Raw genomic sequence first — 13,334 nt, 5'->3', positions numbered from 1 at the left:
CGGCATTGGTGCCGTCGGCGGGGTGACCGCGGAGGCCACCGGGCCGAGAGACGAGCTCTGGTGGGTGAATCTGGGTTCGCGGCGGATCACGCCTCCCGCTGACCGGGCGTGGCGGCGAGGCCGGGCGCGGCAGGCCGGTCCGGGCGGTCCTGCTTGTTCGTCCGGTCCTGCTTGGCTGTCCGGTCGTCGGTGGAGCCGGCGTGGCCGCCGGCGCCGGCGGCCACGCCGACAAGCTGGTTGAACACCTCGCGGTAGCGCACGAAGGCCGAGCGCAGGCTCTCGGTGTCCCGCCGGCCCGCGGCACCGTTCCCGTCCGCCTTGGCCGCGGTCCGCTGATGCGCCTCCCGGTAGCCGGCGACGACGCGCGGATGGTCGGCGGACAGCAGCTCGGCGCGTTCGGCGAAACTGCCGGCCGGATAGCCCCGGGCCCGCATCACCTCGCCGACGAGGGCGTCCGCCAGGCTGGTCGCCTCGGCGGGATCGTCCACGAAACGGGTCTGCAGCGTCTCCCAGCGGGCCGTGTAGGTCGCCCGGTCGGTCTGGGTCAGCGGGTTGATGGTGAGCGCGTCGCGCCGGTCGGCGATCTGCCGGAGCTGACGTTCCGCCGATCGCCGGTCCGCATGCTCGGCGAGCACGCGGTCGTACTCGGGACCGAATCGCCGCTGCAGCCCTGCCCGTCGGCTGTCACGCTGCCCGAGGAGCATGACGCTGGCGAGGACGGCGACGGCGCAGATCACCAGTAAAATCCAGCCTACGGTGAGCACGGGAAAACCTCCGCCTGACGTCCCTCTTCCGCATCATGATCCGCCCGGTCGGGTACCCAGGTGCCTTCACGGTAAACGCGGGGAAAGCGGAACCGGGCGTGCCAGGCCCCCGATAGTGCCGTCGGTGACCCGGCGACGCGCCTCGTTCCGCCTCGCCGCATTCCAGGCCAGGGCCGTTTCGGCGAGTTCGGCGAGTTCGGCGCGCAGGACCGCCCGCCCCGGCTGCGGCAGGAACGACGTGTCGACGACCGACCAGATCAGCGCGACCCGATTCGCTCGAGCCAGGCCCAGCACCCGCAGGGCATGCAGGTACGCCCGGCGCCGATCCCGATCCCGATCCCGATGACGGCTTCGCGGCCGAGAGTCAGCGCGAGTTCCACGGTGCACTCCGCCGCGACGCGCTGCCCGCGGGCGGGGGCGTCGGGCACTTTGGCGATCCGACGGATCTGGATGCCCGTCTCGTCCCTGGCCTCGCGCCGGCCGCGGTCGAGGCCGGCGAACAGGGCCGCGGGCCGAAACCCCCGACGGAGGTAGGTCCAGCGGACGATGGTGATTTTGGCATTGCGCACCCGCTGATCGGCCAGGAGCAGGGCTGCGCCGTGCATGAGGGAGGCGAAATACTTCTCGTCACCGGATGCGTTTACCTCGGCCGGCATTCTCGCCCATCCGGTGCTGCCATCCCGCCGGTGCTGCGATCTCGCCGGTGCTGCCATCTCGCCCGGTCTGGGAGAATGGCGGGGCCGATGCGGATTACCGGGCGGGCGGCCGGGGCCGGCGGGAGAGGCTTCGCAGGTCGATGCGGGCTCCAGCCGGATGTGCAGATCGACCTTGGGTAGCGCGTCGACGAACATCTCGTGATCGCCGGTCTGGAACACCTCGGTCGCCATCGCCCCGCCGTCGCCCGCTCGGCGGTGCCGAGCCCGAATTCCTCGGCTCGAGATTTCCGGCGGCACCTGCCGGCGGTCAAGAAAGGTGACCAGGACCCGTCAGTCTCGGATGATTCAATGCGACGCAGGCCGCGGCCGGTCGAGGCTGCGGGCCACGTCGCCTGCCCGTGGTCGGTAAGCCTGCGCGGTCAGGGCCATGCGCCGGTCCGGGGGCTGTGGGCCGCTCACGCCTCCGGGTCGTCCGGCTCGGTGGGCGGCCGCGGGGCCGACCCGCCAAGGTGCGCGGGCACCCACCAGTCGGGCTCGCCGGGCGCGGGGCGCGGATAGCTTCGCTGCGCCTCGTCGAGCAGCTCCGTCATCACCTTGTGCAGGACGTCCGTCCCGGTCCGGCGGTCGCTGAGCTCGGCCGGGGGGACCGGGCGGCCCACCGTGATGGAGATCGGGGTGCCTATCGCGTCCCGCAGCTTGAACGGATGCCCCTTCGTGAGGACCCGCTGACTGCCCCAAAGGATCACCGGGATAACCGGGACGTTCGTGTGCGCCGCCATCCGGGCCGCACCGGACTTGAACGAGGCCAGGCAGAAACTCGGGCTTATCGTCGCCTCGGGGAAGACCCCGACGAACTCGCCGGCGCGCAGCGCCTTCAGCGCGTCCCGCAGCGACGCGGCCCCGGCCTGCCGGTCGACCGGGATGTGGTGCATCCCGCGCATCAGCGGACCGGAGATCCGATGGTCGAAGACCTCCTTCTTGGCCATGAAACGGACGAGCCGCCCCCGGGCGGTCCAGAACGGCAGGCCGGCGAGCGCGAAGTCGAGATAGGAGACGTGATTGATCAGGACTATGCCGCCCCCGGACGCGGGGATGTTCTCCGCACCCCGCACATCGAGCCGCAGGCGCAGCGCGCCGAACAGCCCCCTCGCCACAGTGATAACCGGCCGGTAGACGTATTCCGCCACGACGGGCCACTCCTCAGCTTGTCCTCGCGGTCTCCCCCAGGCACCCAAACGCGTTCCCGACCCTACCGCCGCCCGCCGACCACGGGGGCGCCTGACAGGGGAGCGCTCGCCCTTTCGAGGACCCCGCCGGCACCTTCGCGCTCCCCCGGCCGGAGGATCGATGATGACCGAACGGACGCCGTCGCCGGTGTGGGGCCAACGGCCACGTATCGGGAGAGGCGGCGACGCATCGGGCGACGCGCACGCATCGGGAGGGAGCGGCCGGATGGAGATCCTGAGGCGCAGCATCGAGGCGCAGGCGGCGCCGCCGCAGTGGGTGTTCGTCGTCGCCGCCGTCCTCGCGGCCGTGACGGTACTCAGCGATCGGCTGTGGCCCGTCGCCCGACACGTGATCACGATTGCGCACGAGGGCGGGCACGCCCTGGCCGCGGTCGCGAGTGGCCGTCGTCTGGCAGGCGTCCGCCTGCACTCGGACACCTCCGGGGTCACCGTCTCCTCCGGGCGACCGACGGGCCCCGGCGTGATCGCCACGGTCGCCGCCGGTTACCCCACGCCCTCGCTGATCGGACTCGGCGCCGCGGCCCTGCTGGCCACCGGTCGCACGAGCCTGGTGCTCCAGCTCTGCGTGGCGATGCTGCTCGCGATGCTCGTCGTGATCCGAAACGGCTTCGGGGTGATGTCGCTGCTGGTCAGCACCGCGGCGATCCTGGCGGTCTCCTGGTTCGCGCCGCCCACCGCACGCGCCGGGTTCGCCGCCTACGTCGCCTGCTTCCTGCTGTTCGGGGCGCTGCGGCCGGTGGTCGAGGTGCAGCGGCAACGGCGGCGTCGCCGGGGGAGGGATTCGGATCCGGATCAGCTCGCCCGGTTGACCGGGCTACCGCCGGGCTTCTGGGTGGGCCTGTTCGGCCTGACGGGCCTCGCGTGCCTCGCCGGCGGGGGCGGTCTGCTGTTCGGCTGAGCGCCAGGACCTCGTCGGGCATGACGGCGTCGGCGGACGCCGACGTCACCGGCGCTGGCGGATCGTGGGGCGCTGGGGATCGTGGGGTGCTGGGGATCGTGGGGTGCTGGACGCTGCCAGGAAATGTCGGACCCGGCTGCCACACTGGTCGGCATGTGCGGTCGTTACACGCAGAAGCTGAAGGCCGACGATCTGGTCGCGGCCATGTCCGCCCGCGACGAGACCGGCGGCGGGATTGCGGAGAGCCACAACGTCGCCCCCACGTCGACGATGCCGATCGTCGTCGCGGAGCCGCCCGCGGCCGGCGGCGGACCGGGTGGCGCGGCCGGCGGCGACTCGGGTGGCCCGCCGGGTGACGACCGGTCGGGACGGGCGCCGGCCGGCCGGGTCCTGCGGCTGGCCACCTGGGGGCTGGTGCCGTCCTGGGCCAAGGACCGCGCCATCGGCGCCAAGATGATCAATGCCAGGGCGGAGACGGTGGCGACCAAGCCGGCGTTCCGCGCGGCCTTCGCGGCCCGGCGCTGCCTCGTGCCCGCCACCGGGTTCTACGAGTGGTTTCATCCTGGCGGCGGAGCCCGGCGCGGTCAGCCGTTCTACATCTACCCGGGAGGTCATCCGGCGAGTGGGGGGATCTTTGCCTTCGCCGGTCTCTACGAGGTGTGGCGCAAGGGGGAGACGCCGCTGGTGACCTTCACGATCCTGACCACCGGGGCGGCCGAGGGCTTGGCGTTCCTGCATGACCGCTCGCCGGTGATCCTGCCCGCGGCGGCCTGGGACCGGTGGATCGATCCGGCGGCCGACCCCGCCGCGCTCGCCCCGTTGCTGCGTCCGGCGCCGGTCGGGGTACTCGCCGCCCATCCGGTGGGCGCGGCGGTGGGCAACGTCCGCAACAAGGATCCCCGGCTGACCGACCCGGTCGACCTCGATCCGGCGGTGGCGGAGGCGGTGGAGCTGGCGGGCAGTCCCACGGTCGCGGCTGTGGACCTGGCCGCCTGCAGCGGTGCCGCGGGCGGCCGAGCGGGGTCGGCCGAGGCGCACCCGGCGGGAGCCCCTGTGGACCTGTCGCTGTTCTCACTCGATCCCGCCGAGGCGGTGACCGGCGACCCCACCGCCCGCGGCGGGCGGTGAGTGGACGGACGCATCATGTGATTGCAGGTTCATCCGGCGGAAATCCGCGAGGATGGGGGACGCCGCCGGCGGCGGCGTCACGGGCGGACGGGCCCGCCGTCTGGGTCCGATGCGACTCGGGCCGGCCGCGGTCCAGCTCGACCGGCGCCGACCGGCGCCGACCATAACCAGGCACGCACGGCCGGAGGAGAACCCGATGACGTCCCTCACCGATCCGACCGACGCGGCGGGCGCCGGTTCCGCCCCGCCACTCGAGGCGCCGGCGCCGGCGGACGTCGCCGGGCTGGTCAACCTCCGCGACGTCGCAGGCATGACGACCGCGGACGGCCGTCGCACCCGCGCCGGCGTGCTCTATCGCAGCGAGATGCCCAAGGCCGGGGACCGCCCGCCGCCGGAGTCGATGACCTGGCCGCCGCGCACGGTGATCGACCTGCGCTCGGCCGTCGAGCGCGGGCCCGATCCGCACCCGCTCGCCACCCTCGGCGCCGAGATCAGGGTGTTCCCGCTGCTCGGCGACGAGGCGGCGCCCGGCCGCCACACCGCCACCTCGGGTGCGATGGAGGGTGGCCTTCAGACGCTCTACGTGGCGATGGTCGAGCACGCCGCACCCCAACTCGCCGCGATCGTCGATGTCGTGGGGGAGGCGCCGGGCCCGGTGCTCGTGCACTGCGCCGCCGGCAAGGACCGCACCGGCGTCACGATCGCCGTGCTGCTGCGCCTCGCCGGCGTCGTCGAGGAGGATGTCCTCGCCGACTATGCGGCCACCGAGCAGAACATGGGCGGTGTGGTCAAGCGGCTCAAGGGGCACGCCCTGCTGCCCGGCGTGAGCGACCCGAAGCGGGGCCGCGAGCTGGTCAAGACGTCACTCGCCGCCGCGGAGGCGGTCATCGCCACCACCGACGCTCATCCCGGCGGGGTGGCCGGCTGGGTCCGGGACCACGGCGCCAGCGATGAGTCGATCCGCCGCTGGCGCGACCGCATCCTCGCCTGAGCGGACCGGCAACGCCTGAGCGGGTCCGGCAACCCGCGGGTGGCGGCCCATCTGCCGACGGTCCGGCCAGCGGCGGCCGGACCGTCGGCAGCAGCCACCCAGGCCCGCGTCAGGCCGGCGCGCGTCGCCGCAGCGCCAGCCCCTGCGCGATCTCGGTGACTCCGGTGACGACGAGCTGGATCCCGAAGATCACCGCAAGCGCCACGATCGTCGCGTCCGGCCAGACGAGGGCAAGCACACCCAGCACCACGCTGACGGCCGCCACTGCGTAGCTGGGCACCGCGCCGCGGGCACCGGTCTCGGACGACTGCAAAGCCCGGGTGACCAGCACCCGCGCGACGCCGGTGATGATCAGGATGGCGCCGACAAGCAACGCCAGCACCCGCAACGTCACTCCCGGCCACAGGAGCACGACGACGCCGCCGAGGATGAGCAGGATCCCGAAGAAGGCGGTGCCTGCGGAGTTCTCGGCCCTGGCGGCGGCCAGCGTCTCGCCGATCCCGGAAAGGACCAGAGCCACCCCGGCAAGCAGGGCCAGGGTGCCGGCCGTCGCGAACGGATTGAGGATCAGCAGAAGTCCCAGCACAGTGACAGCCAAACCAACGACGAGCAGCGCCGGCCAGAGGGGGCTGGGCGTCTGCCGGTGTCGCTGGTGCCGGTAGATCGTCGCCATCGAGGCACCTCCTGTGCCGACCCGCACCACCCGTGCGGATCCGCACCGAGTTCCTACCCGGTGTTGGTCCGACCGCACCGCTCGGCGGCCCTCGACCGCTCCGCAGTCCGTCGGGCCCGTCAGCCGTCGCTGATGCTGATCGCCTCCGTCGGGCAGGAGTCGGCTGCCTCCTGAAGGTCGTCCCACCGCGCGTCGTCCGGCTCCTCGATCAGCAGATAGAGGTAGCCGTCGTCCCGGATCTCGAACACATCCGGAACGAGCTGGACACACGTGCCGCTGCTGGCGCAACGGTCGAAGTTGACGGTCACGCGCATCGGCGCACCTCCCGTGATGCTCCCAGAATGTCGGCGTCGCGTGGACCTTACCGCTGGGCCCGGCGGAGGAACAGAAGCGTCACCTCCGCAGGCCACAGTGGCAATGCGCCGCTCCCAGGTGGGCCGTCAGGACGCCTTGATCGCGGAGATGTCCAGCTCGACCTTGACCTTGTCGCTGATGAGGACGCCGCCGGTCTCCAGCACCGCGTTGAAGGTCAGGCCGAAGTCCTTGCGGTTCAGGGTCGTGGTGCCGGTGAAGCCAGCCCGGACGTTGCCGAACGGGTCCTTGGAGCTGCCCTCGAAGGCGATGTCGATGTCGACCGGGTGGGTGACGCCGCGAATCGTCAGATCACCGGTGAGCACGTACTCGTCGTCGCCCTTGCCGGCGACCGCGCCGGTGCTGACGAAGGTGATCGTCGGGTAGGCCCCGACGTCGAGCAGGTCGGCCGACTTCACATGGCCGTCGCGGTCCGGCACGCCGGTGTCGAACGAGCCGGTCTGGATCGTCACGGTGGCGGTGGACGCGGTCGGCTCGGCGCCGTCCAGGTTCAGAGCGCCCTCGATGGCGGTGAACTGCCCCCGCACGGTCGTGACCATGGCGTGCCGCGCGGCGAAGCCTATCCGCGAGTGGGCGGGGTCGATCGTCCAGGTGCCGGTCAGGTCGGTCACGGCGGTGGTCGTGGTCATCGCGTCCTCCAGAGGGGAGCCGCCGAACATGTCGGTCGCCCGGCGACGGAGCGGTGTGGCGTGCTCGACCAGTCGGCAGGTTCCGCCGCCAGGTCGTTGCGTGTGCAACTTACAGCTCGGGTCAACGTTCCGGCGGGGGACGTATTCCGGGAGCCGCCTGCTGATCTGTGACGACCGTAACGAGATCTCGGTCGTCCGCCCAGAGCCCCGAGCCGATCTGTGGACAACCCGCCGTTATCCACAGATCGCCATCTGGCCCGGCGAATCGACCGCAGATCGATCTACGGTCCGGGCATGGTCACAACCACCCCCGGTCCCGGGTGCCCGTCACCATCCCCCCTTCTCACGGCTCGGCTCCCCGAGCCCTTCCCGCCCGATCCGCCTCCACCGGCGTCCGCGGGCGAGCCGCAGCCACCCGGCGTGGTGCGCGAGGGCGTCTTCGCCGACGACGAGGAGTGGCTCGACGCCATCGCCGACGCAGCCGTCCCAGGCTGGGTCGACCGCCACGACGGCGATGGCGACGGGAGACCCAGCTCGCGTGGCACCGACTGTGGCGTCATCGCCGGCGAGGCAAACCTGGACGCCCCTCCGGGGACGGGACACGGCGGCTCGTTGCGCGCCCCGGACAGGTCGGCCGCCCGTCCATCCGCGGCGCCGGGCGTGGACGACGCGGCCGGGTGGACGGGGCGCGGTGCGCCACCGGAGGGTGGCTGGCGGGCGGTTCGTGAGCGACTGGCGCGGCGGTTCCCGGCCAGCCTGCGTGGTGTGGTGACGGCGCCGGCCGCGAGCGCCACGCTGGTCCTGGCCCTGGTCGCGCTCGCCGCCGCGATCCTGGCGACCTGGTTCGCCTGGCAGCACCGGCCGGTGTCGGTCGCCGCGCCGATCGGCCGGCCCTCGACCGTGGTCGCCGCGCCGAGTGCAACCGCGGACGGCGGTCTCGTCGACGCCGCCAGGACGGACGCCGGCCAGACCCCAGCGGCGGGTGCGGCCGTGGGCGTGGCGGCCACCGCGGCCCGCTCCGGCGCCGCCGGTGAGGTGGTGGTCGACGTCGCCGGGCGGGTGACGCGGCCCGGTGTTGTCCGGCTGCCTACCGGTTCTCGGGTGGTCGACGCGATCGACCGGGTCGGGGGAGTGCTTGCCGGCACCGACACGACGGGTATCGGCCTGGCCCGGGTGCTGGTCGACGGTGAGCAGATCCTCGTCGACGGCCGCCCCGGGCCGCCACCCGCCGCGGCCGCCCCGGCGCCCGTCGCGGCCGCGTCCCCCGCCGGCGGTGGTGGTGGTGGCGGCGGTGCACAGAACGGCCCGATCGATCTCAACAGCGCCAGCTCCGAGCAGCTCGACGGCCTGCCCGGGGTCGGTCCGGTGCTTGCCGGGCGCATCGTCCAGTGGCGCACCGAGCACGGGCCCTTCCGGTCCCCGGAACAGCTCGGGGAGGTCACCGGCCTCGGCGACAAGCGGCTGGCGGATCTGCTGCCGCTGGTGAAGGTGTGACGCGGCGATGGTCGCCGTGGGCATGGAGACCGGCCTCGCGCTGCCCCAGCGGCCGTCGCCTGCGGCTGGGCCGGCCGATGCCCGGCTGGTCACGCCCGCGCTGGCGGCCTGGGTCGGCGCGGCGGTCGCGGTCCACTGGTCCCTGCCGGACGCCGCACTCGTCCTCGCCGCCGCGACAGTCCTGACGGTGCCTGCGGGCCTGCTGACCCGGGCCCGCCGCGGGCGCCGGCGCCATACCGGCAGCGGGCGCGTCGCGGCTCCGACGCCGATCGGTGACGGTGACGGCGACGGCGACGGCGACGGCGATCATGACGGCATCCTGCCCACGGCTGTCAGGGTGGTACTGACAGCCGTGGTGTTCCTCGCCGCCGGAGTCCTCGCCGGCGGGTTGGCGACGCGTCCCGGCGACCGGGGCCCGCTCGCCGACCTGGTGCGGCGGGGGGTGCCGATGACCGCCCGGGCCGTGGTCACGGACGATCCGCGGCCGGCCGCCACGGCCGCGCCCGGAGTCGGTCCGCCGACGGCTACCGCCACGACCTTCGTCGTGCCCGTCCGGTTGGAGCGCGTCACCGCCGGGCCCGTCGTGGTGCGGCTGCGCGCCTCGGCCATCCTGCTCGGGCGAGGTACCGGCTGGGGTGGTCTGCTGCCCAGCCAACACCTGGAGGTCGTGGGCCGGTTCGCCGTTCCCCGGGCGGGTGACACCGTCGCCGCGGTCGTGCTGGCCACCGGAGCGCCGCGCCTGAGGGGCGATCCCGATGCGCTGCAGCGCCTGGCTGGGCGGCTGCGGGCCGGCCTGCGCGATGCCTCCGCCGGCCTGCCCGAACCGCGGCGCGGCCTGCTGCCGGCGCTCGTAGTCGGGGACGTCTCCGGACTCGACGAGGACCTGCGCGCCGACTTCCGCCGGGCCGGGATGTCGCACCTGACCGCCGTCTCCGGCGGCAATGTCGCCGTCGTGACCGCGTCCGCCCTGGTCGTGGCGGCACGGGCGCGGCGTGGTCTGCGCGGGCGGGCGGTGGGCGGCGCGGCCGCACTGGTCGGGTTCGTCGTCCTCGCCCGACCCTCCGCCAGCGTCCTGCGCGCCGCCGTGATGGGGCTCATCGGGCTGGCAGCGTTCGCTGCCGGGCGACCTCGCGCGGTCCTGCCGGCCCTGGCCGCAAGCATCACCGTGCTCGTCCTCGCGCAGCCCACCCTCGCGGTCTCCGTCGGCTTCGCCCTGTCCGTCCAGGCCACCGCCGGAATGATCGTTTTCGCGGCGGGCTGGCAGGCCGCCCTCGCGCGGTGGCTGCCCGACCGGCTCGCCGAGGTGCTCGCGGTGGCGGCGGCCGCCCAGCTTGCCTGCACGCCGCTGCTGGCGTGGATCGGCGGGGGCGTGAGCCTGGTCGCGATCGGCGCGAACGTCCTCGCCGTAGCGGCGGTGCCCGCGGCGACCGTGCTGGGCGTCCTGGTCCTGGTCGTCGCCGCCGTGTCGCCCCCGCTGGCCCGGATGCTGGCGCACCTTGCGGACCTGCCGTGCTGGTGGTTGGTGACGGTCGCGCGCCGCTGCGCCCACCTCCCGGCGGCCACGGTCGGCTGGCCGGCAGGGGTGCTGGGCGCCGGCGCGGCGGCGCTCGCCGCCCTCGTCGCGGTGGCGGTACTGCGCCGGCGGTGGGCGCGCCGGGTGGCTGCCGCAGCCGTCGTCGGCCTGCTGCTGGCGCGCTGCGCCATCGTCGAGCGGTTCGCCTCCTGGCCGCCCGCCGGCTGGCGGCTGGTGGCCTGCGACGTCGGGCAGGGCGACGCGCTGGTGCTGTCGGCCGGGCCCGGCAGTGCGGTGCTGGTCGACGCGGGACCCGATCCGGACCTGCTTGCCCGCTGCCTCGACGAGCTCGGCGTGCGCCGCCTGCCCGTGATCGTCCTGAGCCACCTGCACGCGGATCACGTCGACGGGCTCCCCGGCGTGCTCGGCCGGCTGCCGGTGGGCGAGGTGCTGGTCGGCCCGTTGCGGGAACCGGCGGGTCAGTGGCGTTCGGTCCGTCGGTGGGCGGACCGGGCGCGCGTGCCGCTGCGCACCATCGGCGCGGGTGCCTGGGGTCGGGCAGGCGCGGTCTGCTGGACGGTGCTGGCGCCCCGGATCGTCCTGCACGGCACGGACAGCGATCCCAACAACGACAGCCTGGTGCTCTCCGCCAGGGTCGGTGCCGCGACCATCCTGCTCACGGGGGACGTGGAGGCAACCGCCCAACGGCTGTCGCTCGGCCGTCCGCAGGACCGGGCCGGGCTGCGGGCGGACGTCCTCAAGGTTCCGCACCACGGGTCCGCCAACCAGGACCCCGGGTTCCTCGGGGCGAGCGGGGCCCGCTTCGCGCTGATCAGCGTCGGGACGGGCAACGACTACGGTCATCCGGCGGCATCGACGCTGCGCGCGCTGAACCGGGCCGGGATGGCCGTCGCCCGGACCGACCGCGACGGGGCGCTGGCGGTGGTCGCACCCGCGGCGCCCTCGGCCGGTCAGCTCGGCGAGCCCGATCAGCCCGGCCAGCATTGCCCCGGGCCTGGGACGGATCGGCCGGACCGGCTCACCGCGCCGGCCCGCAACCCGGTCTCGGTGGTGCGCCGCCGGTCGGGGGAGGGATCGTGACATGCTCACCCGCGTGCCAGCTTCTCCAGCGCCCCCGCTCGTTCTCGTCTCCGGCGACGAGGACCTGCTCGTGGGGCGAGCCGTCCGCGAGGTCCTCGACGCGGCCCGCGCCCGCGATCCCGAAGTGGAGATCGTGGACCGGGCAGCCGCCGAGCTCAGCGAGGCGGACATGGTGGACCTCGGTGCCACGTCGATGTTCGGCGGTGGCCGGGCGGTCGTCGTCCGGGGGGTCCAGGACCTCGGCGAGGAGCTGCGCGACGCGCTGCTGGCCTACATCAGCCATCCCCTCGACGACGTCGTGCTCGTGCTCGTGCACAGCGGCGCGGTGAAGAACCGCAAGCTGGCCGACGCCATGAAGGCGGCAGGCGCCCGTGTCGTGCCCGCCGCGAAGATCACCAAGCCCCGGGAGCGACACGACTTCGTGGTCGCCGAGGTCCGTCGCCTCGGTGGGCGGATCAGCGACGGCGCCGTGCGGGCCCTGCTCGATGCCGTCGGTGGCGATCTGCGTGAGCTCGCCGCGGTGTGTGACCAGCTCGTCGCCGACACCGAGGGCGGCATGCTGGACGAGGCCGCGGTGGCCCGGTTCCATCGGGGGCGCGCCGAGGCGAGCGGATTCGCCGTCGCCGACGCGATCATCGGGGGTGACCTGCCGCAGGCGCTGACGCTGCTGCGCCAGGCCATCGAAGGGGGGACCGCGGCCGTGCTGATCTCCAGTGCCGTCGCCGGCGGCCTGCGGGATCTCGCGCGGGTGTCCTCGGCCGGCCCGGGGACGAAGTGGGACCTCGCCCGCGCGCTCGGCATGCCCGACTGGAAGGTCGAGAAGGCGCAGCGTTCGGCGCGCGCCTGGTCCGATCCGGGCCTGGCGCTCGCGCTGCGCGCGTCGGCGACGGCGGATGCCGGTGTGAAGGGGGCGTCCGTGGACGCGGGCTACGCGCTGGAGAAGCTCCTGCGCGAGGTGGCCGTGGCGCGGTCCTTCCCCCGGGACCGCGCCCACCGCGGCGGGCGTCGATGAGCGAGACGCAGCGGCCGCATGGGCCGCATGGGCCGTCTCCGGCGGGCGGGGCGGGTGGTCGGCCAGGGCCGGCCCGGGGGCACGGCGCCGATCCCGACGAAACCGATGCGCCGCCGCCGGGAGGCTGGTTCGGGCTGCAGGTCCTGCCCGCGGGCTGGATGCGCGGGCTGCTCATGACCGTCACGGCGCTGGTCACGGTGGTCGTCGCGCTGGGAGACCTGGCGAGCGCCTGGGTGGTGGGAGTCCTGCCGGTGACCGTCGCCGCGATGGTCGCCTACCACGAGGTGCTCGAACGGCTGATCCATCCGGCGGACACCGATCCGGCGGATGCGCAGAACCCGCCGGGCGACCCGGCTCCCCGCTAGGAACGCTCCGGTCCGCTGGGGCCGCTCCGGTCGCATCCGCACCGCACCTCGCGGCGGGCGGTACAGCAGGCGGGCACAGCAGGCCCACAGGCGACGCGGACACGCAGAAAAGCCGGAGCACCCCTGGCGCCCCGGCTCCGCCGCGCGGTTTCAGCTAGCCGTCAGGTCCGCGTGCGCGCGAGCCAGTGCCGACTTCTTGTTGGCGGCCTGGTTCGGGTGGATGACGCCCTTGCTGACAGCCTTGTCCAGCTTGCGGGAGGCGACCCGCAGGGTCTCGCTGGCGCGCTCGGCGTCGCCGGCCTCGACCGCGTCGCGGAACCGACGCACGTGCGTCTTGAGCTCGGACTTGACAGCCTTGTTGCGCAGCCGCCGCTTCTCGTTGGTGAGGTTGCGCTTGATCTGCGACTTGATGTTGGCCACGCGGAGGAACCTCTGGTTGTCGAGTCGGGATGGTGCGGACACGTCATCATACGGATACCGGCCGCGCGCGG

Annotated in this window: 14 protein-coding genes; 7 read left to right on the top strand and 7 right to left on the bottom strand. The window is 73.9% G+C overall.

Annotated features, from left to right (window positions below; translation table 11 throughout):
• Positions 1–86: 86 nt before the first annotated feature.
• The 3 genes from AC5R91_RS10720 to AC5R91_RS10710 all read right to left on the bottom strand — a co-directional run bounded on the left by AC5R91_RS10720 (position 87) and on the right by AC5R91_RS10710 (position 2,607).
• Complete coding sequence (locus tag AC5R91_RS10720; protein ID WP_495396996.1) at positions 87–764, bottom strand: hypothetical protein; 678 nt, start codon at positions 762–764, stop codon at positions 87–89.
• 257 nt (positions 765–1,021) lie between these two features.
• Entirely contained in the window at positions 1,022–1,651 is a 630-nt protein-coding gene (locus AC5R91_RS10715; protein WP_495396995.1) for a hypothetical protein, read from the bottom strand.
• Positions 1,652–1,875: 224 nt separating this feature from the next.
• The gene (locus AC5R91_RS10710; RefSeq protein ID WP_495396994.1) at positions 1,876–2,607 is read right to left on the bottom strand and encodes a lysophospholipid acyltransferase family protein; all 732 of its coding nucleotides are present in this window, start codon (positions 2,605–2,607) and stop codon (positions 1,876–1,878) included.
• A gap of 265 nt (positions 2,608–2,872) precedes the next feature.
• Between AC5R91_RS10710 and AC5R91_RS10705 the strand changes: the two genes are divergently transcribed.
• From AC5R91_RS10705 to AC5R91_RS10695, 3 genes are all read left to right on the top strand, one after another.
• On the top strand, positions 2,873–3,565 hold the full coding sequence (locus AC5R91_RS10705) for a M50 family metallopeptidase (RefSeq protein WP_095212088.1): 693 nt from the start codon (positions 2,873–2,875) through the stop codon (positions 3,563–3,565).
• Positions 3,566–3,688: 123 nt separating this feature from the next.
• Complete coding sequence (locus AC5R91_RS10700; protein ID WP_495396993.1) at positions 3,689–4,693, top strand: SOS response-associated peptidase; 1,005 nt, start codon at positions 3,689–3,691, stop codon at positions 4,691–4,693.
• 196 nt (positions 4,694–4,889) lie between these two features.
• Positions 4,890–5,684 carry a tyrosine-protein phosphatase gene (locus AC5R91_RS10695; protein WP_495396992.1) on the top strand — a complete coding sequence of 265 codons (795 nt, stop codon included), beginning with the start codon at positions 4,890–4,892 and terminating at the stop codon, positions 5,682–5,684.
• A gap of 109 nt (positions 5,685–5,793) precedes the next feature.
• On the opposite strand, the gene AC5R91_RS10690 is transcribed toward AC5R91_RS10695, so the two are convergent.
• The 3 genes from AC5R91_RS10690 to AC5R91_RS10680 form a co-directional block, all read right to left on the bottom strand.
• A complete protein-coding gene (locus AC5R91_RS10690) occupies positions 5,794–6,357 on the bottom strand; it encodes an HdeD family acid-resistance protein (protein WP_495396991.1) in 564 nt (187 codons plus the stop codon).
• A gap of 119 nt (positions 6,358–6,476) precedes the next feature.
• Positions 6,477–6,671, bottom strand: a complete 195-nt coding sequence (locus AC5R91_RS10685) for a ferredoxin (protein WP_495396990.1) — start codon at positions 6,669–6,671, stop codon at positions 6,477–6,479.
• Between the two features lie 126 nt (positions 6,672–6,797).
• Positions 6,798–7,358: a YceI family protein gene (locus AC5R91_RS10680; RefSeq protein WP_495396989.1), complete on the bottom strand. Its 561-nt coding sequence runs from the start codon at positions 7,356–7,358 to the stop codon at positions 6,798–6,800.
• Positions 7,359–7,652: 294 nt separating this feature from the next.
• Between AC5R91_RS10680 and AC5R91_RS10675 the strand changes: the two genes are divergently transcribed.
• The 4 genes from AC5R91_RS10675 to AC5R91_RS10660 are packed head-to-tail and all read left to right on the top strand — an operon-like array spanning position 7,653 to position 12,843.
• Positions 7,653–8,852, top strand: a complete 1,200-nt coding sequence (locus tag AC5R91_RS10675; RefSeq protein WP_495396988.1) for a ComEA family DNA-binding protein — start codon at positions 7,653–7,655, stop codon at positions 8,850–8,852.
• 7 nt (positions 8,853–8,859) lie between these two features.
• Entirely contained in the window at positions 8,860–11,466 is a 2,607-nt protein-coding gene (locus tag AC5R91_RS10670) for a ComEC/Rec2 family competence protein (RefSeq protein ID WP_495396987.1), read from the top strand.
• A gap of 1 nt (position 11,467) precedes the next feature.
• On the top strand, positions 11,468–12,478 hold the full coding sequence (gene holA / locus AC5R91_RS10665; RefSeq protein WP_495396986.1) for a DNA polymerase III subunit delta: 1,011 nt from the start codon (positions 11,468–11,470) through the stop codon (positions 12,476–12,478).
• On the top strand, positions 12,475–12,843 hold the full coding sequence (locus AC5R91_RS10660; RefSeq protein ID WP_495396985.1) for a hypothetical protein: 369 nt from the start codon (positions 12,475–12,477) through the stop codon (positions 12,841–12,843). The genes holA and AC5R91_RS10660 overlap by 4 nt, the downstream gene beginning before the upstream one ends.
• Positions 12,844–12,993: 150 nt before the next feature.
• Here the strand turns inward: AC5R91_RS10660 and rpsT are convergent, their stop codons facing one another.
• Positions 12,994–13,263 (bottom strand): 30S ribosomal protein S20, encoded by a 270-nt coding sequence (rpsT, locus tag AC5R91_RS10655; protein WP_495396984.1) that lies wholly within the window; start codon positions 13,261–13,263, stop codon positions 12,994–12,996.
• Positions 13,264–13,334: the final 71 nt, after the last annotated feature.

The organism is Frankia sp. BMG5.60, from assembly GCF_059428125.1.
This window is presented reverse-complemented; position numbering and strand designations above follow the sequence as displayed.